The 23,828-nt window shown below is 39.8% G+C and carries 24 protein-coding genes and 1 pseudogene; 3 read left to right on the forward strand and 22 right to left on the reverse strand.

Annotated features, from left to right (window positions below; all coding sequences use genetic code 11):
* The 10 genes and pseudogenes from HMPREF2766_RS09475 to HMPREF2766_RS09520 all read right to left on the reverse strand — a co-directional run.
* Positions 1 to 873, reverse strand: a pseudogene (locus tag HMPREF2766_RS09475) (cell wall anchor protein); the annotation flags it as partial.
* Positions 874 to 989: 116 nt separating this feature from the next.
* A complete protein-coding gene (locus HMPREF2766_RS09480; protein WP_070569563.1) occupies positions 990 to 2,111 on the reverse strand; it encodes an SH3 domain-containing protein in 1,122 nt (373 codons plus the stop codon).
* A gap of 90 nt (positions 2,112 to 2,201) precedes the next feature.
* Positions 2,202 to 2,477, reverse strand: coding sequence for a Veg family protein (locus HMPREF2766_RS09485; RefSeq protein ID WP_001278166.1), 276 nt, complete (start codon positions 2,475 to 2,477; stop codon positions 2,202 to 2,204).
* 1 nt (position 2,478) lies between these two features.
* Positions 2,479 to 3,831 (reverse strand): replicative DNA helicase, encoded by a 1,353-nt coding sequence (gene dnaB / locus HMPREF2766_RS09490; RefSeq protein WP_070569566.1) that lies wholly within the window; start codon positions 3,829 to 3,831, stop codon positions 2,479 to 2,481.
* Between the two features lie 43 nt (positions 3,832 to 3,874).
* A complete protein-coding gene (gene rplI / locus HMPREF2766_RS09495; RefSeq protein ID WP_000864211.1) occupies positions 3,875 to 4,327 on the reverse strand; it encodes a 50S ribosomal protein L9 in 453 nt (150 codons plus the stop codon).
* Positions 4,324 to 6,297 carry a DHH family phosphoesterase gene (locus HMPREF2766_RS09500; protein ID WP_070569569.1) on the reverse strand — a complete coding sequence of 658 codons (1,974 nt, stop codon included), beginning with the start codon at positions 6,295 to 6,297 and terminating at the stop codon, positions 4,324 to 4,326. The genes rplI and HMPREF2766_RS09500 overlap by 4 nt, the downstream gene beginning before the upstream one ends.
* Positions 6,298 to 6,453: 156 nt before the next feature.
* On the reverse strand, positions 6,454 to 7,632 hold the full coding sequence (locus HMPREF2766_RS09505; protein ID WP_008284495.1) for an acetyl-CoA C-acetyltransferase: 1,179 nt from the start codon (positions 7,630 to 7,632) through the stop codon (positions 6,454 to 6,456).
* A gap of 81 nt (positions 7,633 to 7,713) precedes the next feature.
* A complete protein-coding gene (gene hpf / locus HMPREF2766_RS09510; protein ID WP_000599114.1) occupies positions 7,714 to 8,262 on the reverse strand; it encodes a ribosome hibernation-promoting factor, HPF/YfiA family in 549 nt (182 codons plus the stop codon).
* Between the two features lie 79 nt (positions 8,263 to 8,341).
* Positions 8,342 to 9,004: a ComF family protein gene (locus HMPREF2766_RS09515; RefSeq protein WP_000995709.1), complete on the reverse strand. Its 663-nt coding sequence runs from the start codon at positions 9,002 to 9,004 to the stop codon at positions 8,342 to 8,344.
* Positions 9,001 to 10,299, reverse strand: coding sequence for an ATP-dependent helicase ComFA (locus HMPREF2766_RS09520; protein ID WP_000867705.1), 1,299 nt, complete (start codon positions 10,297 to 10,299; stop codon positions 9,001 to 9,003). Before HMPREF2766_RS09520 ends, HMPREF2766_RS09515 begins: the two co-directional genes overlap by 4 nt.
* 56 nt (positions 10,300 to 10,355) lie before the next feature.
* Between HMPREF2766_RS09520 and HMPREF2766_RS09525 the strand changes: the two genes are divergently transcribed.
* The 3 genes from HMPREF2766_RS09525 (at position 10,356) to cysK (ending at position 12,473) form a co-directional block, all read left to right on the forward strand.
* Positions 10,356 to 10,991: a YigZ family protein gene (locus HMPREF2766_RS09525; protein WP_070569573.1), complete on the forward strand. Its 636-nt coding sequence runs from the start codon at positions 10,356 to 10,358 to the stop codon at positions 10,989 to 10,991.
* A gap of 15 nt (positions 10,992 to 11,006) precedes the next feature.
* The gene (locus HMPREF2766_RS09530) at positions 11,007 to 11,450 is read left to right on the forward strand and encodes a PH domain-containing protein (protein WP_000231197.1); all 444 of its coding nucleotides are present in this window, start codon (positions 11,007 to 11,009) and stop codon (positions 11,448 to 11,450) included.
* A 96-nt stretch (positions 11,451 to 11,546) separates the two neighbouring features.
* On the forward strand, positions 11,547 to 12,473 hold the full coding sequence (gene cysK / locus HMPREF2766_RS09535; RefSeq protein WP_000158480.1) for a cysteine synthase A: 927 nt from the start codon (positions 11,547 to 11,549) through the stop codon (positions 12,471 to 12,473).
* Positions 12,474 to 12,576: 103 nt separating this feature from the next.
* Here cysK and tsf read toward each other — a convergent pair whose 3' ends face one another.
* From tsf to yfmF, 12 genes are all read right to left on the reverse strand, one after another.
* Positions 12,577 to 13,617: a translation elongation factor Ts gene (gene tsf, locus HMPREF2766_RS09540; protein WP_000808056.1), complete on the reverse strand. Its 1,041-nt coding sequence runs from the start codon at positions 13,615 to 13,617 to the stop codon at positions 12,577 to 12,579.
* 78 nt (positions 13,618 to 13,695) lie between these two features.
* Positions 13,696 to 14,475: a 30S ribosomal protein S2 gene (gene rpsB, locus HMPREF2766_RS09545; RefSeq protein ID WP_000268475.1), complete on the reverse strand. Its 780-nt coding sequence runs from the start codon at positions 14,473 to 14,475 to the stop codon at positions 13,696 to 13,698.
* Positions 14,476 to 14,697: 222 nt separating this feature from the next.
* A complete protein-coding gene (pcsB, locus tag HMPREF2766_RS09550; protein WP_070569576.1) occupies positions 14,698 to 15,906 on the reverse strand; it encodes a peptidoglycan hydrolase PcsB in 1,209 nt (402 codons plus the stop codon).
* Positions 15,907 to 15,999: 93 nt separating this feature from the next.
* Positions 16,000 to 16,494, reverse strand: a complete 495-nt coding sequence (gene mreD, locus HMPREF2766_RS09555; protein ID WP_070569579.1) for a rod shape-determining protein MreD — start codon at positions 16,492 to 16,494, stop codon at positions 16,000 to 16,002.
* A 2-nt stretch (positions 16,495 to 16,496) separates the two neighbouring features.
* On the reverse strand, positions 16,497 to 17,312 hold the full coding sequence (gene mreC, locus HMPREF2766_RS09560) for a rod shape-determining protein MreC (RefSeq protein WP_001078970.1): 816 nt from the start codon (positions 17,310 to 17,312) through the stop codon (positions 16,497 to 16,499).
* 60 nt (positions 17,313 to 17,372) lie between these two features.
* On the reverse strand, positions 17,373 to 18,167 hold the full coding sequence (locus HMPREF2766_RS09565) for an energy-coupling factor transporter transmembrane component T family protein (protein WP_000377881.1): 795 nt from the start codon (positions 18,165 to 18,167) through the stop codon (positions 17,373 to 17,375).
* On the reverse strand, positions 18,160 to 18,999 hold the full coding sequence (locus HMPREF2766_RS09570) for an energy-coupling factor transporter ATPase (protein WP_042903075.1): 840 nt from the start codon (positions 18,997 to 18,999) through the stop codon (positions 18,160 to 18,162). Before HMPREF2766_RS09570 ends, HMPREF2766_RS09565 begins: the two co-directional genes overlap by 8 nt.
* A complete protein-coding gene (locus tag HMPREF2766_RS09575) occupies positions 18,984 to 19,811 on the reverse strand; it encodes an energy-coupling factor ABC transporter ATP-binding protein (RefSeq protein ID WP_000835733.1) in 828 nt (275 codons plus the stop codon). Before HMPREF2766_RS09575 ends, HMPREF2766_RS09570 begins: the two co-directional genes overlap by 16 nt.
* Entirely contained in the window at positions 19,808 to 20,353 is a 546-nt protein-coding gene (gene pgsA, locus HMPREF2766_RS09580) for a CDP-diacylglycerol--glycerol-3-phosphate 3-phosphatidyltransferase (RefSeq protein WP_070569582.1), read from the reverse strand. Before pgsA ends, HMPREF2766_RS09575 begins: the two co-directional genes overlap by 4 nt.
* Positions 20,354 to 20,363: 10 nt before the next feature.
* Positions 20,364 to 21,185 carry a cytoskeleton protein RodZ gene (gene rodZ / locus HMPREF2766_RS09585; protein WP_070569585.1) on the reverse strand — a complete coding sequence of 274 codons (822 nt, stop codon included), beginning with the start codon at positions 21,183 to 21,185 and terminating at the stop codon, positions 20,364 to 20,366.
* Between the two features lie 35 nt (positions 21,186 to 21,220).
* Positions 21,221 to 22,504, reverse strand: coding sequence for an EF-P 5-aminopentanol modification-associated protein YfmH (yfmH, locus tag HMPREF2766_RS09590; protein WP_049484951.1), 1,284 nt, complete (start codon positions 22,502 to 22,504; stop codon positions 21,221 to 21,223).
* Positions 22,501 to 23,751, reverse strand: coding sequence for an EF-P 5-aminopentanol modification-associated protein YfmF (gene yfmF / locus HMPREF2766_RS09595; RefSeq protein WP_070569589.1), 1,251 nt, complete (start codon positions 23,749 to 23,751; stop codon positions 22,501 to 22,503). The genes yfmH and yfmF overlap by 4 nt, the downstream gene beginning before the upstream one ends.
* Between the last annotated feature and the right edge of the window lie 77 nt (positions 23,752 to 23,828).

A 23,828-nucleotide genomic window follows, 5' to 3' on the forward strand; every position in this document is an offset into this window, starting at 1 on the left:
AGCGATTAAATCTGAGCGAACTTTGGCTGCATCAACCTGAGCCTCTTTATCAGCTTCGTCTAGCTTAGCTTGGTCTTCATCTGTGAATTCTGATACAGGTTCAGCTGCCGTTTTGTGCTCTCTTGTATCTGCTGGCCAGTCTACAATAACATCACCAATCTCCAAATCCTCATCTGCGATAGCCTTCAAAAGATCTTCTTTACCAATCTCTTCTTTGGCTTCTTTGATAGCCGCTTCTTTATCGGTGATTGAAGCGTCTTTTTTAATGTCTTCAATTACAGCATTTTCAAGAGATGCTAGGGCTTGAACCAGAGCATCCGTCGCTTGAGAAACTTGTTCTTTGGCATCTTTTTTAGCCTGGTCTAGTAGAGCCTTCTCCTCAGTAGATAATTTTTTATTAGTTTGAGCTTCAGGACCTGTTACCACAGCCTTATCTTCTGCACCTTCTGGCAATTCAGCGATGATATTATCTAGGCTGAGCTCTCCAGACTCAAGAGTGTCTGAAATATACATCTTACCGATATATTCCTTCACAGCTTCAGTTGCAGCCTCTTTGTCCTCAATTGCTTCCTTATCCTTAATATCACTAATAGCCTGTTCCTCAAGTTCATCCAAAGCCTTCATCAACTCTTCTTTGGTCATTTTAGCTGGATTTGTCGCACCAGGATTAGCTGGACTAGCGTTTTCTGATCCCTTTTCAGTTTGAGCACCGCTCTCCCCTTCTGTTCCAGCTTGTGGTTGTGCAGGAACAACTGCCTGCTCTTCTGCTTTCCCTTCATCTGCCTTAACTACTGAAGGCTGTGAAACGAGTACACTAGCACCCAATACAGCTGCACTTGCTAAACTTGTTAAAATAACTTTCTTCTTGTCCATTAGACAAAGCCCCTTTTATAGTTTTTAATGTTATTATATTATACTATTTAAAGAACGTCAACTAATTCGATATCCATTTTAAAATTTTATGAACAAGAAGAAAGCTTGTATGATGTTTAAGAAACACTTCCTATCCTTACCCCATCACTGTCTAGTCTGTAGCCATCAATAATCGTATTAACAGCTAAGGCTCCCGAAGCATCGACATAGTAATGTTTCCCCGAGACTTGGAACCATTGACTAGCTTTCATCCGGCCAGATTCCTCTAAGTAATACCAAGTTCCCTTGTCTTTAAGCCAGCCCGTCTGCATCTCACCCGAAGCCTTTAGATAATACCAGTGAGAGCCATCCTTAATCCAGCCAGTTGACATGGCCCCATTTTCTTTTAAATGATACCAATTGCTGTTAACTTTTTTCCATCCTGTCGCCAGCTTACCATTCTCTCGGTAATACCAACTCCCTTCTTCTTTTTTCCACCCATTCTCTGTATTGCTTAACTTTTCATACTGCACATATCTTCTAGAACCACTGTAGGATAGATAGCCGAGCCACTTATATCCATCCTTTTCAAGAACTTGATCATAACTCACACTCTCACCAGCATAATAGTAGTCAATAACATGTCCTGTACTTGACGGTTGGTCCATAATAGGTGATTTCCCCGTGAACACTATTGTCCCGCTGGACGGAAGCTCTGAGCTACGAGCATTCTCACCCGCACTATGGCTAGCAGATAAATCCCTGAAATGAATAAAACCTGTCATCGAACTAGCCTTGACTTTTCGACGGTTATACTTTTCTCGAACCCCATAATTATACTCTTCGATCTCAATCGTATCCCCTGATACATTTGATACCCAGGCCACGTGCCCATAATAACCTTCTGTCGACCAAGCAATAGCCCCAACTTCTGGCTTAGTATCCACACGGTAGCCTTCTCGCCTTGCACGATGTCCCCATTCATTTGCATTTCCATAGGCAGGGGGAATCTCAAAGCCATTTACACTACTCAAACGAAAGGCCGCAAAAGAGGTACACTGGCGAGAATACATCCGCCACTGATCGATTTCAACACTACCATTTTTGTAGTGAAGCGGATAATCATCTCCACGCGCTACACTATCGGCTTGAACCGATTCTCCACCAAACAAAAAGGTACTCGTAACGAACAAAGTAGCCAGCCCTACACTCAACTGAGTACATCTACTCTTCTTAACTCCTGATTTAAAAAACGTCATTCATTCTCCTTAATAATATAAATTTCCGAGGTTACCCTCGTTTATACTATTCGAGAGAAAAAGAAAAAAGTGAGCAAAGCTCACTTCATTTTAAGATTCTTGGTCTAGATAGCGAATCAAGTTCTTTTCTGTCAAGATATCTGAGTAGGTGAAGGATTCGACATAGACATTGGCCTGTTTGTCTCCCTCAACATCCCCAAATTCAACGATAAATAGAGATGGATACACCTCAATTAGCTTACCCAATCTATTTTTTTGGCGCTTACGACCATTCTCCAAAGTCATTTCAACGACTTGTCCCTCATGTGCCTTGATCTCTTCTTTGATTTTTTTCATCTTGGCTACATCTGTAAATGCATCTGACATTTTATGCCTCCCTCTTTGAGATACTTGAAAATTTATTGTATTCTTTTTGGAAAATCAATTCCACCGTTCCACGAGCTCCACTACGGTTTTTCTCGATGATAACCTCTACCTTGTTATTTGGAATTCCTTCCTCTTCTTCACCTGCACGATCGTAGTAGTCGTCACGGTACAGAAAGGCTACGATATCCGCATCCTGCTCGATAGAACCCGATTCACGAATATCAGACAAGACTGGCCTCTTATCCTGACGCTGTTCCACACCACGAGATAACTGACTGAGAGCAATGACTGGAACCTTTAGCTCCTTAGCTAGGATTTTCAACTGACGAGAAATTTCAGAGACTTCTTGTTGGCGGTTCTCACGACCAGTCCCTGTAATAAGCTGTAGGTAGTCGATCAAAATCAAGCCTAGATTGCCTGTTTCTTGAGCCAGTTTACGTGAACGCGAACGAATTTCCGTGATCCGAATCCCTGGCGTATCATCGATATAGATACTCGCGTTGGCTAGGTTCCCTTGAGCAATGGTATATTTTTGCCACTCCTCATCAGTCAATTGACCAGTACGAATAGAATGAGACTCCACCAAACCTTCTGCTGCTAGCATACGGTCTACTAGGCTTTCTGCACCCATTTCCAGTGAAAAGATGGCTACCGTCTTGTCCAACTTGGTCCCGATGTTCTGAGCAATATTCAAAGCAAAGGCCGTCTTACCAACCGCTGGACGCGCCGCTAGGATAATTAACTCCTCCTCATGGAGACCTGTCGTCATATGGTCCAAATCACGGTAACCCGTTGCAATACCAGTGATATCCGTTGTTTGTTGTGACCGAACTTCTAGGTTCCCAAAGTTGATATTTAGAATATCTCGGATGTTCTTGAACCCACTACGATTGGCGTTTTCGCTAACATCAATGAGCCCCTTTTCAGCCTGAGCAATGATTTCATCTGCAGGCTTAGAAGCCTCATAGGCTTGGTTGACAGACTCTGTCAACTTGGAAATCAAGCGACGTAGCATAGCCTTTTCAGCTACGATTTTAGCATAATATTCCGCATTAGCTGAAGTTGGTACAGAGTTGACAATTTCAACAATGTAAGACAAGCCACCAATATTTTGGAGATCCCCTTGACTATCCAAAATCGTCCGAACTGTCGTCGCATCAATCGCTTCCCCACGATCCGACAAGTCTATCATCGCTTGGAAAATCAACCGATGAGCATATTTAAAGAAGTCACGAGAATCAATATATTCTCGGACAAAAACGAGCTTACTCTCATCTATAAAAATAGCCCCCAAAACAGATTGTTCTGCCAAAATATCCTGAGGTTGAACTCGCAGTTCCTCTACTTCTGCCATCCGACTTTCCTTCCTTTTACAATCTTGTCAAGAAGTTGTAAACTTAACCTTCTTTTACACGAAGATTGATGACACTTGTAACATCTTGATAGATCTTCACTGGTACATCAATCAAACCTACTGCTCGAATTGGTGCTTGCACTTGAATATTGCGTTTATCAATCTTAATACCAAACTGCTTTTGCAATTCTTCTGCAATCTTCTTATTGGTGATTGAGCCAAATGTACGGCCATCTGGTCCAACCTTTTCAACAAACTCTACAACCGTTTCTTCTGCTTCAAGCTTAGCCTTGATAGCCTTTGCTTCAGCAATCATTTCAGCATGAGCCTTTTCTTCTGATTTTTGTTTTCCACGCAACTCACCCACTGCTTGAGCAGTTGCTTCCTTGGCCAAATTCTTTTTAATCAGGAAGTTTTGAGCATAGCCAGTTGGCACTTCCTTAATTTCACCTTTTTTTCCTTTTCCCTTAACATCTGCTAAAAAGATTACTTTCATTCTTCTTTCTCCTTTTCCTTTAGTTCTTCCAAGATTAGTTGAGTCAATTTTTCTCCTGCTTCCGACAAACTCATATCCTCGATTTGCGCGGCAGCTAGATTAAAGTGACCTCCACCACCCAGCTCTTCCATAATGCGTTGCACATTGATTTTACTACGACTTCGAGCCGAGATGGAGATAAATCCTTGTGTATTTTTTGCCAGAACGAAACTAGCCTCAATACCAGACATAGCCAACATAGCATCAGCAGCCTTACTGATAACAACTGTGTCATAAGACATTGAGTCCTTAGCTTGGGCAATCAAGATATCTGAACCCAACTTACGACCTTGTAAAATGAGTTCATTTACCTCACGGTACTCTTCAAAATCTGTCGCAGCAATCTCCTGGATAGCAATACTGTCACTTCCCCGTGTTCTCAGATAGCTAGCCACATCAAAGGTTCGGCTCGTCACGCGAGATGTGAAATTCTTGGTATCCAGCATCATACCAGCCATCAAAACACTGGCCTGCATACGACTCAAACGATTCTTCTTAGAATTTTGGAACTGAATCAATTCTGTGACCAACTCACTGGCACTACTTGCTCCACTTTCAATATAGGTGATGACTGCATTCTCAGGGAAATCCTGATCACGTCTATGATGGTCAATAACAATGGTTTGAGTGAACAAATTATAAAAATCTTTTGACAAGGTCAAAGCCGTCTTGGAATGATCCACCAGAATCAATAATGAACGGTTTGTAACTAACTTCATCGCATCTGTAAGAGATAAAAGTTTCGTGACATCTTCCTTCTTCAAGAACTGAATAGCACGTTTGATATCTGCTGGCATATGGTCTGCATCATAGACAGCATAACTGTTCTCAATAATATTACTTGCAAACAACTGCATACCAACAGCAGAGCCCAAAGCATCCATATCTAGATTTTTATGACCGACTACAAAAACTTGGTCAACACTTCGAATCTTATCAGAAATGGCTGTCATCATGGCTCTGGTACGTGTACGAGTACGTTTGATAGATGCAGCAGTCCCTCCACCAAAGTAGACAGGATTCTTGGTTTCGTTATTTTCCTTGACCACCACCTGGTCACCACCGCGAACTTCTGCTAAGTTCAAGTTGAGCAAGGCAATTTTCCCTATCTCTTCATGGTTTCCATCACCATAAGAAAATCCCATACTTAAGGTTAGGGCCAGCTGCCTCTGTTTTGATTCTTCTCGGAAAGTATCAATAACGGAGAATTTATCATTCATCAATTCCTCTAGTACCGTGTAATCTGTGAATACATAAAAACGATCCATCCCCACACGGCGAGAAAACATAGCATACTTACTAGCAAATTCTGAAACAAAATTAGCTACAAAGCTATTGATATGGCTGATATCAGAGTCAGATGTCGCATCCTCCAAATCATCATAGTTATCTACTGAGATGACTCCAATGACTGGACGGCTAGTTACCAATTCGACAGTTGCTTCGTACTCCCCAGAAACATCAAAGAAATACAAAACACCCGAAGCCTTGTCCATATGAACAGCATATCGTGTTTCGCCCAAGGTAGCATACGAACCTGGATTCCCAACAGAAGCCTTGATGATGGTTTGAATTAACTCAACATCAATTTCGCCTTCTTCAGTAGTTAAAATCAGCTCAGCATAGGGATTAAACCATTCCACTTCTCCACTTGATAAGTCTAATTTCAGTACTCCCACCGGCATTTGATCAAGCAAAGTACTCAAGCTATTTTCGGCTTGGTGATTTACATATTGGATTTGTTCAATTTCGCTCTTTTCATACTGTTTTTTTTGCCAAACGAATAAAAGCAAATAAAGCAGTACAAATAAAAACAAAACAGTGATTGTTACAGCAAGATTATGTGAAAAAATAATCAGCAAAGTTAAGATTCCGAAAGTTGCAAGTCCTAGCAAGACTGCAGAAAACGGGATTAAATTATTTTTTTTCATTCTAAACCTCTTGCGCATTATTATATCACAAATGCCCTTAAAAAGCGACCCTTTAAAAGATGCAAGCCCTTCTTTCATGATTGATTTCTCTAACTTCAGACACAAAAGGAGGAGGGGATCATCACCCTCCTACCCACGTGTTCAGATCACTAACACCTAACGTTCCACGATAAGGGCAGTCCCCATCCCTCCTCCGATACAGAGAGTTGCTAACCCAGTTTTAGCATCTCGTTTCATCATCTCATGTACCAGCGTTACTAGGATACGGCAACCGGAGGCCCCAATTGGGTGACCAAGAGCAATGGCGCCACCATTGACGTTGACAATATCTGTGTTGAAACCAAGTGTTTTACCAACTGCACAAGCCTGGGCAGCAAAAGCTTCATTTGACTCAATCAAGTCGAGATCTTCAACTGTCAAATTGCCTTTTTCAAGAGCCTTGCGAGTCGCATAAATCGGTCCACATCCCATCATCTTAGGATCCAAACCTGCACTTGCATACGAACGAATGCGGGCAATCACTGAAAGTCCTAATTCTTCAGCTTTTTCAGCACTCATGATTAAGACAGCTGCTGCCCCGTCATTGATTCCTGAAGCATTTCCCGCTGTGACAGAACCGTCTTTTTTGAAAATAGGACCTAGCTTAGACAAACTCTCCAAGCTAGCATCTTTTCTAGGATATTCATCTGTATCAAAAACGATAGGATCGCCTTTGCGTTGAGGAATGACAACTGGAATAATCTCTTCTTTAAAGCGGCCAGATTCTATAGCTGCAACTGCTCGTTTTTGTGACTCTAAAGCAAGAGCATCTTGCTCTTCTCGACTGATGCCATATTCTTCAGCCACATTCTCGGCTGTAATTCCCATATGGTATTCGTTAAAGGCATCAGACAAACCATCCTTAATCATGGTATCTACCACTTTCGAATCTCCCATACGACCACCCCAACGGAAACTTGGCAAAACGTATGGAGCCTGACTCATGTTTTCTGCACCACCAGCTACGATAATATCTGCATCGCCACATCGAATCGCTTGAGCAGCCAACTGCACGGCCTTCAAACCGGAACCACAAACCTTATTGATGGCAAAGGCTGGTGTAAATTCAGGGAGTCCTGCATGAACGCTCATTTGACGAGCTACGTTTTGACCTAAACCTGCGCCTAGGACATTCCCCATAATCACTTCGTCTACCTGCTCTGGTTTGACATTGGCTTTTTCCAAAGCACTCTTAATAACCAAAGCTCCCAAATCAACAGCTGAAACATTCTTCAAACTTCCTCCAAAGGAGCCTATTGGAGTTCGCACTGCTGAAACAATCACCACGTCTTTCATAACTGCCCCCATTTATACCTTTTATAATAATGCAATATAAAAATGGTTTACACTGGTGTAAACCACTTTAAAAATTCTATTTTATGATTCTTTTACTTCTAACAAACCAACTTCACCATCTTCACGGCGATACAAAACATTAGTTGTTTGATCTTCTACATCTACATAAATAAAGAAATCATGTCCCAATAAATCCATTTGAAGAAGGGCTTCTTCTAAATCCATTGGCTTCAAATCAATTTGTTTTGAACGAACGACTTTGGGTTGCACAACATCTGCATCTTCAACTAGAGCATCTGTAAAGAGTTGACTTGTCGCAACTTTACTTTTATTCTTACGTTCGATTTTAGTTTTATTTTTACGAATCTGACGTTCAATTTTATCTGTTACAAGATCGATAGAACCATACATATCTTGGGAAATATCTTCAGCACGAAGAGTGATAGATCCAAGTGGAATTGTTACCTCAACCTTTGCTGTTTTTTCACGGTAAACTTTCAAGTTCACACGTGCATCCAACTCCTGCTCAGGTTGGAAATACTTTTCGATCTTTTCGAGTTTAGAAACTACATAATCACGAATTGCTTCTGTTACTTCTAGGTTTTCACCACGGATACTATATTTAATCATATAAGTACCTTCTTTCTAAACATTTTTGTTTTTCTAACTATATTATAACGCTTTCATTTTCATTTTGCAAATTTTTTCCTCATCTTACAAGGGAAAAAGTTTTAACTTCCAAAGCACCTGCTTCTTCCAAAAGTCGTTTCACACGATTCACAGTTGCCCCTGTTGTATAGATGTCATCAATCAGCAAAATCTTCTTAGGAAGTGAGATTCCATCTTTAATAAAAAATGGAATTTCAGTAGCTAACCTTTCCAAACGGCTTTTAGAAGAACTAGCGCTCTCTTCTCTTTTTCCTAATATATCTTTAAAAGAAAAGCCTGCTGCCTCAACCAAACCTTCAACCTGGTTAAATCCCCTCTCAAGCAATCTTTCAGGACTTAGGGGAATCAAAACAAATTGATAACCTCTATACTTTTTCAACTCCTCAGCAAGAACAGAAGCAAAAACTTTTCTAAGCAAAAAATCGCCATCAAACTTATATCGACTGAAAAAGTCTTTCATAGCTTGATTATAGGTAAAGATTGCCTTATGATCAACCTGAATTCCTTCTTTACACCAAAGTTTACAATCTTGACACTTAGTTGACATGCCTTTTTTCATACAGTTTGGGCAATAATTCTCACCAATCTTCTCAAAACTAGAAGCACAAGCTGAGCAAAGATAACTGCAGTCATCTTTTAAAATGAAGAGACTGCTAAAAGTCAGTTCACTCTTTGTAGTCTGGTCACATAGTAAACAGTTCATAACCCTGCCTCCTTGTTCATCTGCTTGATTTCCTTGATTGCCTTTTTGATGGAAGCATTTAATCCATCATGAAAGAAGAGCAACTCACCAGTTGGTCTATCCATACTGCGTCCAACTCGCCCTCCAATCTGAATCAAACTAGACTTGGTAAAGAGACGATGATTAGCTTCTACTACGAAAACATCTACACAAGGGAAGGTAACTCCGCGTTCCAATATTGTCGTACTGATCAGTATCGTCAACTCTCCATCTCGAAAAGCTTGCACCTGCTCTAATCGATTTTCTGTGACAGAAGATACAAAACCAATTTTCTCATCTGGGAAATACACCTGTAGTGTTTCTTTTAGTTTTTCGCCTTTCTTAATCTCTGATGTAAAAATTAGCAATGGATAACCTGTTCTTCTCTGTTTCTCAATATAAGTCTTTAACTTGGTTGATAACTGGCTTTTCTCTAAACAGCGATTAAAATCCGATAACCAGACTGGTTTAGGAATAATCAAAGGATTTCCATGAAACCGTCTCGGCAAGCTTAATCGTTTTAATTCTCCTGTGCGAACCTTCCTATCTAACTCATCTGTAGAAGTTGCTGTAAGGAATATCCTCAATCCATCCTCCTTTACACTATTCTTTACAGCATAGTAAAGCATAGTGTTGTCAACATAAGGAAAGGCATCTACCTCATCCACTATCAACAAATCAAAAGCATGATAAAATTTTAATAACTGATGAGTTGTTGCAATTACTAAGGGAGTTCGAAAATAGGGCTCTGATTCGCCATGGAGTAGCGCTATATCGCAAGCAAAGTCATTCTGCAGTCGCTTATACAGTTCTAAACATACATCAATTCGAGGACTGGCCAAACAAACTGCACCACCATCATCAATCACTTTAGCTACAACTTGATAGATCATCTCTGTCTTTCCAGCTCCTGTCACAGCATGAACTAAAGTCGGTTCTTTCTTTTCGACTGCTCGAATCAACCCCTCTGATACCTTTTCCTGAAAAGGGGTTAACTGACCACACCATTTGAGAACATCTTGCTTAGGAAAATCTTCCTGCGGAAAATAGTACAAAGCTTGATCACTCCTGACTCGCTTCATCAGCAAACACTCCCTACAATAGTAGGCACCAATAGGCAAATACCATTCTTCTAGAATCAAACTATTACAACGTTGACAAAACAGTTTCCCCTTCTCTTTTCTCATTGCTGGCAGTCTCACTGCTTCCTGTCGTTCTTCTTCCGTTAATTCTTTCTCAGTAAACAAGCGACCGAGATAATTTGGATTTACTTTCATACTTTAATATTCGTAAAAATATAGCGCTTTAGGTAATTTTTTAGTACAATTAAATCATGGAATTTAGAACAATTAAAGAGGATGGGCAGGTCCAAGAAGAAATCAAAAAATCACGCTTTATCTGTCATGCCAAGCGTGTCTATAGTGAAGAAGAAGCTCGTGACTTTATCACTGCTATCAAAAAAGAACACTACAAAGCCACCCATAACTGCTCTGCTTTTATTGTAGGGGAACGCAGTGAGATCAAGCGTACGAGTGATGATGGCGAACCTAGTGGTACTGCTGGAGTCCCTATGCTTGGCGTCTTAGAAAATCATAATCTTACCAATGTCTGCGTAGTAGTTACTCGTTACTTTGGTGGAATTAAGTTAGGCGCTGGAGGTTTGATTCGTGCTTACGCAGGTAGTGTGGCCTTGGCTGTCAAAGAAATTGGCATTATTGAAATCAAAGAACAGGCTGACATAGCCATTCAGATGTCTTACGCTCAGTATCAAGAATATGGCAATTTCCTTAGAGAGCATCATCTCATGGAGCTGGATACAAACTTTACAGATCAAGTTGATACAATGATTTATGTTGATAAGGAAGAGAAAGAAAATATTAAGTCTGCTCTTGTAGAGTTTTTTAATGGAAAGGTTACTTTAACAGATCAAGGTTTACGAGAAGTTGAAGTTCCTGTAAACTTAGTGTAAATAAAGGAGAAATACATGGTGTTTGGAAAATTTATTCAAGGACTTGCTGGTAACTTCAGCGAGGAAAACAAAGAGACTCTTATCAAAGAATATGGTCAATATCTACTAGAGAATGAAGAAATTCAAAGTGGATATAAACTTATTCGCGATTCCATCATCTTTACAAATATTCGTATTATTTTTACAGATAAGCAAGGTGCCACTGGTCGCAAGGTGTCTGTTAAGTCACTCTTTTTGATGAACATTGTAAACGTTGAAATGGAAACTGCTGGAGCAGGTATAGATGATAGTGAGATTACGATTACTTATTTAGAAAATATCTCTCTTAAAGCACATAATGAGCATCTGAGTTTCCATAAATTTGAATTCCCTAAAAAAACGGACATCCTCCCTCTTTACACCTATTTATTAGAATTGGCTTATCACAATCGATTAAAAATTAATGGCTTAGACCTTTGATATAAAAAAATCCTATCACTTTGATAGGATTTCTATATTTTACAAATAGCCTTAAGCGCGTTATACTAGTATCATCTTATACAAAGAGGTATATCTATGACTATTTATAATAATATCACTGAACTTATTGGACAAACACCGATTGTTAAACTCAACAACATTGTTCCAGAGGGTGCTGCAGACGTCTATGTTAAACTAGAAGCTTTTAACCCTGGATCGTCAGTAAAAGACCGTATTGCCCTTAGCATGATTGAAAAAGCAGAACAAGATGGTATTCTAAAACCGGGAGCTACTATTGTTGAAGCAACGAGTGGAAACACTGGTATCGGTCTTTCATGGGTTGGTGCCGCTAAAGGATATAAAGTTGTTATCGTCATGCCTGAAACGATGAGTGTGGAACGACGCAAGATTATCCAAGCCTATGGTGCTGAACTCGTCCTTACTCCTGGTAGCGAAGGAATGAAAGGGGCTATTGCCAAAGCTCAGGAAATCGCCGCTGAACGAGACGGCTTCCTTCCACTCCAATTTAATAATCCAGCTAATCCAGAAGTACACGAAAGAACAACAGGAGCTGAAATACTGGCTGCTTTCGGTTCTGATGGACTAGATGCTTTTGTAGGTGGTGTTGGCACCGGTGGAACGATCTCAGGTGTTTCTCACGCTCTTAAAGCAGCAAATTCAAACATTCAAGTTTATGCAGTTGAGGCAGACGAGTCAGCTATCTTGTCTGGTGAAAAACCAGGACCTCACAAAATTCAAGGCATCTCAGCTGGATTTATTCCTGAAACACTTGATACAAAAGCCTATGATGGTATCGTTCGCGTAACGTCAGATGATGCTCTAGCGCTTGGCCGTGAAATTGGTGGAAAAGAAGGCTTCCTGGTTGGGATTTCTTCAGCTGCAGCAATTTACGGGGCAATTGAGGTTGCCAAGAAATTAGGTACAGGTAAGAAAGTCCTTGCTTTAGCACCAGATAACGGCGAACGTTATTTGTCTACAGCACTCTATGAATTTGAAGTGTAACCTCCTAAATACACTTAGCCCTTATTAAAGGGCTTTTTGTTTACTCATACAGAATCTACTCTCTAGACCAAAAGAAAAAGGAAGCAATTTGCTTCCTTTTCTATTAGTTATTCAAGGCTGCTGCCATTGTAGCTGCAACTTCTGCTTCAAAGTCGTTTGCAGCTTTCTCGATACCTTCACCAACTTCAAAGCGAGCGAACTCAACTACTGAAGCATTTACTGATTCAAGGTAAGCTTCAACTGTCTTGCTGTCATCCATGATGTATACTTGTGCAAGAAGTGTGTATGCTTGGTCAACTTTGGTGTTGTCAAGCATGAAGCGGTCCATTTTACCTGGGATGATTTTGTCCCAGATTTTTTCTGGTTTGCCTTCTGCAGCCAACTCAGCTTTGATATCAGCTTCAGCTTGAGCAATCACTTCATCAGACAATTGTGCTTTTGATCCATACTTCAAGTGTGGAAGAGCTGGTTTACCAACCATTGCACGGCTTTCGTTATCTTGGTCGATTACGTGGTTCAATTGTGCCAACTCATCTTTAACGAATTGCTCATCCAATTCTTTGTAAGAAAGAACTGTTGGTTTCATCGCAGCAATGTGCATTGAGATTTGTTTAGCAAGCGCTTCGTCTCCACCTTCGATTACAGAGATAACACCGATACGTCCACCATTGTGTTGGTATGCTCCGAAGTGTTGTGCATCTGTTTTTTCAAGCAAAGCAAAACGACGGAATGAGATTTTTTCACCGATTGTAGCTGTTGCAGATACATATGCAGCTTCAAGAGTTTCACCTGAAGGCATTGTCAAAGCAAGAGCTTCTTCGTTGTTAGCTGGTTTTCCTTCAGCGATTACTTTAGCTGTTGCGTTTACCAAGTCAACGAATTGAGCGTTTTTCGCAACGAAGTCAGTTTCGGCATTTACTTCAACTACTGCTGCAACGTTACCGTTAACAAATACACCAGTCAAACCTTCAGCTGCAACACGGTCAGCTTTCTTAGCTGCCTTCGCCATACCTTTTTCACGAAGCAATTCAATCGCTTTTTCGATGTCACCGTCTGTTTCTACAAGCGCTTTTTTAGCGTCCATAACACCGGCACCAGATTTTTCACGCAACTCTTTTACAAGTTTAGCTGTAATTTCTGCCATTTTGATTCTCCTATATTTTTTAAAAATAGGAGAGCTGGGCTAGGCCCCGCCCTCCTAGGTAATTACTATTTATATGAATTAAGCGTTGTCGCCTTCTACAACTTCAACGATTTCTTCGATTGAGTCAGCTTGAGCTTCTGAAGCTGCAAATTCTGCTTCAACTGCTGCTGCGTCTTCACCTTGACGTCCTTCGATGATAGCGTCAGCCAATTTAGCTGTGATCAATTTAACAGCGCGGATAGCGTCATCGTTAGCTGGGATGATTACATCGATATCGTCTGGGTCAGTATTTGTGTCAACCATCGCTACAACTGGGATACCCAATTTTTTAGCTTCTTTAACAGCGATTTGTTCTTTATGTGGGTCAACTACGTACATTACATCAGGGATACGAGGCATGTCTTCGATACCACCCAAGAATTTTTCAAGACGTGCACGTTGTTTATTAAGAAGTGCAACTTCTTTCTTAGGAAGAACGTCGAAGATTCCTTCTTCTTCCATACGTTTGATTTCTTTCAAACGAGCAATACGTTTTTGGATAGTTCCCCAGTTAGTAAGAGTTCCACCCAACCAACGGTGGTTGATGTAGTATTGACCTGAACGTTCTGCTTCTTCTTTAACAGCGTCAGCAGCTTGTTTTTTAGTACCAACAAACAATACAACTGCATCGTTAGCTGCTGCATCACGCATAAAGTCGTATGCTTGGTCAGCGTATTTTACAGTTTGTTGCAAGTCGATAACGTGGATTCCGTTACGCTCAGTGAAGATGTACTTAGCCATCTTAGGGTTCCAGCGACGAGTTTGGTGACCAAAGTGTACACCAGCCTCAAGAAGTTGTTTCATTGAAATTACTGCCATGAGTATTTCTCCTTTTTGTTTTTTTCCTCTCCTCGACTTCAACTTGCAAAACGACCCGAGGGCAACAGTTTCACAATTCATCAAGAATGAGTATTATCGTTTACACGACAAGTTTCATTTTACCACATTTTAACGATATTTTCAAGTGGTTTTGCTAGTTTTTAGCCTAACTTAAGACTAAAAAAGAAAAGAGACTCAAATCGAGCCTCTTCGTTTCATTCATTAGTTTGGATAGATGTATGTTACATAACCTTCAGAAGTTGTAGTTGGGTTGAACCATCCACGTTTGTTACCGATTGTACGATTTCCACCATAGTTTGATTCTGATACTTGAATGCTAGTTGATGATGAAACTGCTGTAACAACCGCTACGTGTCCATATCCACCGTCATTCCAACATGCAATCGCACCAACTTGTGGAGTTGATCCAGTACGGAATCCTGCAGCTGCTGCACTTGTAGCCCACTGCGCTCCGTTACCCCAGTAATCTCCAGCCCAAGGTGCTAATGTTTTAGCTCCCCAAGTACATTCACCAGTTGGATAACTTGAAGCATTTGTACTGTATGTTGGACGCTGTCTAGCTGGAGTTGGAGCAGGTGCTGGAGTGTAGCTCGAATCATCATCTGATGAAGAGCTTGAAGTTGCTTGCACTTGATCTGAAAGTGTTGTATTTCCAGAAGCAACAACTGATTGTTGTTGGCTTGTTTGACGTGCTTTATAAGCCGCTTCTGCTTCGGCTGCTGCTTTCGCTTCTGCCTCTGCTGCTGCTTTTTGTTCCAATAAAGTAGCTTTATCGCTTTCTGCAGTAGCTTTCTCTGCAGCAAGGTTTAACTCAGCAACTTTCAACTCTGCTTGTTTTGTTGTCAATGCTTGTGCATCGTCAGCAAGCGTTTGTTGGTTCGCAATGACAGTGTTGATTGCTTCATTATTTGCAACCTGTTTTTCAGCGATAGATTTCTTATCAGCTTTCTGTTGTTCCAACATTTTGTTGTTAGCTGATACAATCTCGCTCATTGCTGCAACACGTGAAATAGCTTCTGTAATTGATTTTGAGTTTACAATTGTATTGATATAGCTAGTTGCAGCACCGTTTGTTTGTGCGCTACGTGCTTGTTTCTCCAAAGATTCATTACGAGCAACAATGTTCTTAGAAAGCTCTGTAATTTCTCCTTCAAGTTTTTTAGATTCAGCTTGTAGAGTTTCGTTCTCAGCTTCCAAGTTCGTTTGTTGAGTTTGGATAGCTGTAACTTGCGTTTGGATTTCATCTACTTGTTTTTGAGCTTCTTTTTGTTGAGATGTCAAATTACTAATCTTACTATCTTGAGCAGCAATCTTTTCATCAGTTGTTTCAGCATGAACAGTTGTTAATACCGCCGCTTGTGAAACCAATACTGTACTTAATAAAAGTGACGCTAAGATTTTTTTCTTCATATTGTGTAGATACTCCTTCTATTTAAGACATTACTAGTATACCAAAAAAAGACATAATAAATATTACGCCTTTGTTACATTTTTATTTCTTTCTTATAGATAACATTTTTCAAAAATATATTGGAAAATCACCATCCATAAGAAGTTCAGAATCATTGATGGGACAAGACTATAGACAATGAAGACTGGCATAGAATCTACCGTCAATCCCACAGCCAAAGCAAGAAGATAACTCCCCATATCAAATAGGAAACTCATCACAACTATTGTTAACATTCTTGTCCAACGGTTTAGCAAAATTACACTATTAAATTTATGGAGCGAAGCTCCTATCAAGATAAATAGAAGTGTTGCAATTCCTATCAAGTGGAAAAAATAGATATCGTACACTAAACCCACTATACCGCAATAAGCTAGATAGAGATATTCTGAAACCTCAATTGTCTCAAACAAGAGAAATAAAAACAGAAAATGACTTGCTAAATGAAAGTGAGGGAAGAAGGATCCCGCTAATTGTCCAATATGTGCATCAATTAGTACGACAAAAGGGAGTAAAAAGAAAATACCAATTTGTTTTAACAGTCTCATTGCTAATTCCCCACTAACTCTACCACATGAAGATTTTTGGTGTCAGCACTTAACTTTACTGTTACTTCCTTTGTTAGATAATCACTGCTATGTGTTGTAGCAACAACTTCTCCAACAGGGATATCCTTAACATTAAAGTTTCCGAGCCCCCCTGTAGTCACCTTGTCTCCCGCGCTAATGTCGCTGTTGCTGTTTAATTGACTAATTTTAAGCAGTTCAGATTCCTTATCATAACCAACGATAATCCCGTAAATTTCAGTAGAACCATGCAGGATTTTAACAGAAATTTTGTCTGAATTTTCGGTGTTTGTCAATAGGTTGATCGTTGTTGAATGATCCTCCACCTTTGAAACACTACCAATCAAACCCCCGTTTGCAATGGCCAACATATTTTCAGAAGCTCCTTTTGAACTTCCCGCATCAATTGTTAACTCTTGTTTCCAAGATACTGGAGCTCGCATAATCACATCTGCTGCAATGGTTTTTGTAGCCTGCAATTTTGACTTCATATCCAGCAACTGACGTAATTGTTCATTTTCATTTTTTAAACTTTCTGATTGATTAGACTCCACCTCTAGTTGATAAAGCTGTTTTTTTAGACTTTCGTTTTCATTGTAAGTCTGCGTCAAATGTCCCAAATCTGATTTGAAAGTATCAAACCACTGAAAGGGTTTTTGAACAATTCTATCTACCAAGGAAATCCCATCTCCTAGTTTCGTCACAATAGCGCTTGAATAGGTTGTCACTAATAGTACAGAAACTGCCAGAACTGTGACAAAAACGATGATTAGATATTTTGATTTTTTAAAACGGTTCATATTCCTACCTTTATACTAAAAACCTGCTACTGTGAGCTTCTTATCAATCCTACAAACCTGCTAAGATTTTAAGAAAAATAAGAAACATCCCAGTACCAAAATCACAAGAATTGCCAGTGTATCCTTTTGACTCCATCTCAACTGTCTATACTGACTTCTACCCTTTCCTCCCTGATAACCACGCGCTTCCATGGCTATTGCCAATGAATCTGCACGCTTTAAGCTCGTCGCAAAAAGAGGAATTAAAATTGGAATCATAGCCTTTACTTTTTGAACGATGCTACCTTCGCCAAAGTCAACTCCACGAGCTTTTTGAGCATTCATAATTCTCGTCGTATCATCCATCAAGGTTGGAACAAAACGCAAACTCATTGATAACATGAGACCAATTTCATGAACGGGAACTTTCACGCGTTTCAGCGGTGCTAAAAGAGCTTCAACTGCAGCTGCCAGACTCAAAGGCATGGTCGTTAAGGTTAGCAAGGTTGAAAAGAAAATAATCAACACAAAACGACAGAAAATGATTCCTGCTTGTTGCAAAGCATAATCCGTTATTCTTATAAAAGAAAACTCAAATAGGACATTTCCACTTGAAATGAAAAAGAGCTGAAAAAGAGTCGTAAAAGCAATCAAGAAGAACATGGATTTTAATCCCTGAACGAAAAATGAGAGGGAAACGCCTGACAAAGCGATAAATATACCTGTCGCTATAAACAAAATGAGATTGGTGAGGGGATTATTAGCCCAAAATACAATCAAAATCAACAGGATCATGGCAAGCAATTTACTACGTGGATCCAAGCGATGAATAATGGAATCCCCCGGTATATAACGCCCTAAAATCATACTATCCATTTAGCGACTCCTTAAACTCCTCTATCTTGATTGGCAATTTTTTAAAAGCTACACCTCTATCTGCCAAACGTTTACAAAAGGCTGTTATTTTAGGCACACCTAACTGCACCTTTTCCATAGAGGCTACATCTTGGAAAACTTCGCTCGGTTTGCCACTTTTGATCAAACGCCCCTTTTCCATAACATAAACCTGATCAGCATATGCAGCTACGTCATCCATCAAATGCGTTACCAGAACGATTGTCATTCCAGAAAGGTGGAGTTTTTTAAACAAGGTCATCAGTTCTTTTCTGCCCAGAGGATCTAGTCCAGCTGTAGGCTCATCCAAAACCAAGACAGTTGGCTCCATGGCTAGCATACCTGCTATAGCCACACGTCTCATCTGACCACCCGAAAGTTCAAAAGGACTGCGCTCAAAGAGTGACTCATCGATGCCTACCAAGGCTAACTTTTCACGCGCAATTTTCTTGGCCTCTTCCTCAGAAACTCCAAAATTTTGCGGTCCAAATGCGACATCTTTCAAAACAGTCTCTTCGAAAATCTGATTTTCAGCAAATTGAAACACTAGACCAACTTGCTTTCGAATCTGACGAATTTCTTTATTGGTTGATGTAGGGGTAATGACGGTATCAAAAACTCGAACAGAACCCTTACTTGGTACCAATAGGCCATTTAAAAGCTGTAAAATCGTTGATTTCCCACTACCTGTGTGCCCTACTAAAGCTGTATAGGAACCATCCTCAATCGTCAAAGAAACATCAGTCAAGGCTGATGAAGATAGGGGAGTCCCCTCTTGATAGGTAAAGCTCACATTTTCTAGAGTAATTCCCATAACTTGTCCTCTAGCTCTCCTTCTGTCAAATAGCCATCCGGCAACTGATAACCAGTCTCTCTCAAAGATTCTCTCAATTGATTAGTAAAAGGCTCATCTAACCCTATCTGGTCAAGGTCATCCCGAGAAAAAAGTTCTCTTGGGCTGCTGGTTGACTCCACTTGGCCTTTTTTCATGACCAAGACACGGTCACTCATCGCAACTTCCTCTAAATCATGTGTAATGGAGACGACTGTCATCTGGTGGTCTTTTCGAATCTCTTGAACTGTCTGAATCAGTTCTCTGCGTCCCTCAGGATCCAACATACTTGTTGCCTCGTCCAAAATCAAAATAGCTGGCCTCAGGGCAACAACTCCCGCAATAGCCACCCGTTGTTTTTGTCCACCAGATAAACGAGCTGGTTCTCTCTTCTTAAAGTCCAGCATACCTACCAACTCCAAAGATTCAGCCACTCTCTTCTTCATTTCTTCACGAGGAAGTCCCTGGTTTTCTAAACCAAAGGCGACATCATCTTCAACAGTTGCCCCCACAAATTGGTTATCTGGATTTTGAAAAACCATACCAATTTGTCGACGCAAATCCCAAACATTCTCAGAGGACAGCAGTTGGCCATCTATCCAGATTTCCCCAGAGTCTGCTTCAAGCAATCCATCAATCAAACGGATAGTTGTCGATTTTCCACTCCCATTATGACCTACAATTGAAAGCCATTCTCCCCGTTTCACGTGAAACGAGACATTATTAACATCATAATGATCCTGGTCTTCCTTGTAACGAAAAGACAGATCTTTTACTTCAATAATCGATTTCATTTCGAACCAAATGTCCCTTTGAATACATGAGCGCTACCCTTGAAATAATCATAACCAGAGTAGATAGTGAAAAACAAAGCGATATAAAGTAACAGCTGACCAATTAAATTCCAATGTAAGAGCAAAAAGATAATGGCAAACATCTGACTAAAGGTCTTGATTTTCCCTGGCATCGCTGCTGCTAGAACTGTCCCTCCCGTCTCAACAAGCAACAAACGCAAGCCTGTCACCGCAAGTTCACGACAGATGATAATAGCAACAACCCAAGCCGGAGCCATACCTAACTCAATCAACATGATAAAAGCTGACATAACCAACAGCTTATCGGCCATCGGATCAGCAAATTTTCCAAAGTTGCTGACTACATTCCATTTGCGAGCAAGGTAACCATCAAGATAATCCGTTACACTAGCAACTGCAAAAATTATCGATGCTAGCAAATGACTGCCTTGTGAATGGCCCAAAGTCAAAATAAGGATAAAGAGAGGTATAAAGAGAATTCTACCAATAGTTAATACATTAGGAATTTGTTCTTTTTTCATTGATTTTTCCTTAATCTGTAGTAAATGTAAGTGTTACAGTTCCAGTCTGAGTTGTCAGCTTCGAAGTATCAATCGTTTGATTGTCCACAGTTACAGTAACTCCCTTCACTACACCTAAAGTAATGGTAACGGGATTCTTAGTTGAAACTGTTGTTTTTGCGTTTTTATTGTCTGATGACAAGGTCACACCACCTTCAAGGTCACTTCCTGAAACACTTACCCAGCTAGTTGCATCCGAAACAGTCAGCTGAACCGTAGCTGTTTCCTTACTCGTTTTATACCGAGCTTCAATGCGGTTTCCTTCGCCTGACACTGTAATAGTTGATTCCGTAGTAGAAGACGAGCTAGACGTCTGACTACTAGAAGATGAACTAGATGAGGTTGTGGAACTAGTCGAGTTCACAACACTATAATTAGCTGAAGAAGGATTTGGCTGAGTTTGGATGTAGTTCCAAACATAGTAAGTGACAAAAATTAAAATTGACAAAGCAAATAGAACGAAATAAAACAAGGGGAGATAAGACGTTTTTTTCTTATTTGATCGTCTGCGACCAGACAAGTCTTCTTCATCGACATCTACCTCTTCATAAGTGATCATACTACCTGAATCATAGGCATCCAATACAATTCTTTCATCTAACTCTACTGCCCAGGCATATTTTCTTAAAAAAGAACGAGCATAGAAGGTACTAGGAAGTTGATCAAAATCATCTGCCTCCATAGCTTCTAGAAAATGCAACTGAATTTCAGTTTTTTCCTGCAATTCCTCTAAACTCAATCCCTGATTAATTCTAGCTAAACGTAGAACCTCGCCAATTGTTTTTTTTCTCATACGTACCATTCCTTCTTTCTAGTATTAGTCATCTTTTAAGCTGGAAAGATTGTAAAATCAACTAGATCACCATTATCAATCAAACGATGTCCAGCTTCTAGAACATCCTCCAAAGTAATTTCCTGTAAAATTTTCGGAAAATCAAAAATTGTTTCTCCGCGATCCATCGGATCGTATTGAGTTGCAATAAATTCCAAAGAGTTCATGCTACTGAAAAACTCCCCAAACATCTCACTCTTAACAAGATCTAAATGTTCCTCTGTAATATCCGTATCACTACTAAACTGACGAATCGCTTTCCGAAATTGATGCGACAGAGAAACAGGCTCTTTGGTATCCATTGTCAATATCACAAAATGAAAGCGACTATTGACTTCAACCTCAAGTGACAATGACGCGTCTAACTTCCCAGACTCATATAACCTTTGAAAACGATCAGAAGTCCAACCAAACATCATCGTAAATAGTAATTTCAATAAAATATTGTAACGATAAGACTCAGCTTCTGTTATTTGCCCATTACCTCTAATCGCAACAGCAAGTTTGGGTGAAGAAACTTCCATCCGAAGACTATCTGTTTGCTTCACAGGCTGCAAGGGTAGTTGCTCTTTTGAAACCGTAAACTGGTTTGAACCTTCCTTTCCCTTTTTCGAAAAGTATTCCTCAACAACTTTTACATCAATATTTCCAACTAAAAACAGTGACATGTTGACAGGTTTGTAAAACTCTGTAAAATTCTCTTTTAAATTTGAAACTTGAATCTCAGAAATTGATTTTTCACTTCCAACAATATCTGTTGCTAAAGGAGTATCAGGATAAAGGTTGGCTAATGTTGCAAAAAACAAGCGTGAGTCTGGATCGTCTTGATACATTTCTCGTTCTTGCTGGATAATAGCCTGTTCCCTCAAAACAGACTCTTCTGTAAAATGAACATCTCCAACTAACTCATCTAGCAAATCTAAATTCTCTAATAGATGGTCAATTGTTGAAAAAAGATAGCTGGTCTTAGTAAAGCTTGTAAAGGCATTACTGTCCGCACCTAATCGAGTAAAAGCAGCCATTATATCCTCAGAATTTTCTCTTTCAAACAATTTATGTTCAAGAAAATGGGCAATTCCTGCTGGATGATGACGTAAACCTTTTTCCAAGCTTGTATAAGTTGCATCTACAGAACCAAATTGAACCGTTACAAATCCATAAACCTCATTGAAATCTTGCTTAGGGAGTAAAGAAACTGTCAATCCATTTGACAATTGTGTTTTGTAGACTATTTCCTTTACAGCAGGATAGTATTTTTCTTCAAAAGTAACCTTTGTCATTCTACTCCTTCCATAAAGTAAATCGCTTGTAACTTCAAACTATTGGCAACTTTACATACAGCTTCTTTATCAACACTCTCTAATTTTGCCACCAATCGATCAATATCAAAGCTTGATTTCCCCAATAGAGTATTCAAATAGACTCTTTCAACTAAGGTCTGTTGATTATCTTGAGCCATCAACAAAGATCGTCGAATCATCTCCTTGGTTTGTTCAAGCTCAAAATCTGTAAAGTTACCCTTTTTCAGATCTAGCAATTGATGATTCATCATTTTTCTAGCCTGATTTCGATTTTCTCTATCAATACCCGCATACATCCTTAACAGACCACTAAACAAATCCAATTGACTCGAGACTGTATAGGCTATTCCAGCATTTTCACGAACGTTTGTAAAAAGTTTCGAATGTGCAAATTCACCCAACAAACCATTCATAACAAGCATGGGCAGATGCTGATCATCACCATATTTTATAGGAGAATGATAGCCCATTTCCAAAATGGATTGCCCAACATTCCTCTGAACCATTCCCTCTCTTAGGACATTCGAATAAGATTGATGGTACTGGATAGTGATGTCGTTCTCTCTAGCTGTAAAGGGTAATGACTTCAGCGATTCTGTGATTTCTACTTCATTAAAATCACCTAAGAAAAAGAAATCAATACGATCATTCTTCAGAGCATTTTGAAAGCACGTGTAGCTACTTTCTGGAGACTCATTTGAAATGCTATTTCGTAAATCACTGTATCTCAATTGAAGACGCTCATCATGGAAGAACAAGCTATCCAACTCCTTATGAGCAAAATAAAATGAATCATCCATATCAGTAGCTAAACTAGCCAATAACTGTTTTCTTTCAATTTCAAATAAGGCTGGCTCAAAAGCACCATCTTGAGCTAAGGGAGCAAATAAAGTCTGTTTCACCAATTCCAAAATTCGAGAAGTCAAGACATTCTTTTTACTTAAAAAATCATCCCTCACATAAGTAAACGTTAAGTCAAGAATATGTGCCCGTCCCCTACGATAAGCACTTGTGGAAATATCTGTTCCATATAAACTTGCCAAGTATCTGCGAAATACTTGAGATGTTGGGTAAACTTGATTTGCCGTCTCCAACATACTCGCGCTCAACATACGTCCTGCTATTGTTTCAAGAGATAAGGGAGCAGTAAAACGAATGGTGATCTTATTTGTTTTAAACTTTTTGGATTGAACAAAATGTGCTGAAATTCCAGGCACTAATTCCATACCTTACCTCCTTACATATAGAGTTCTATTATACCACGAAAATCAAAATTTTTCTTGTTCTCTTTATAGCTTTAAAG

The sequence above is a fragment of the Streptococcus sp. HMSC076C08 genome, from assembly GCF_001810825.1.
GTDB lineage: Bacteria > Bacillota > Bacilli > Lactobacillales > Streptococcaceae > Streptococcus.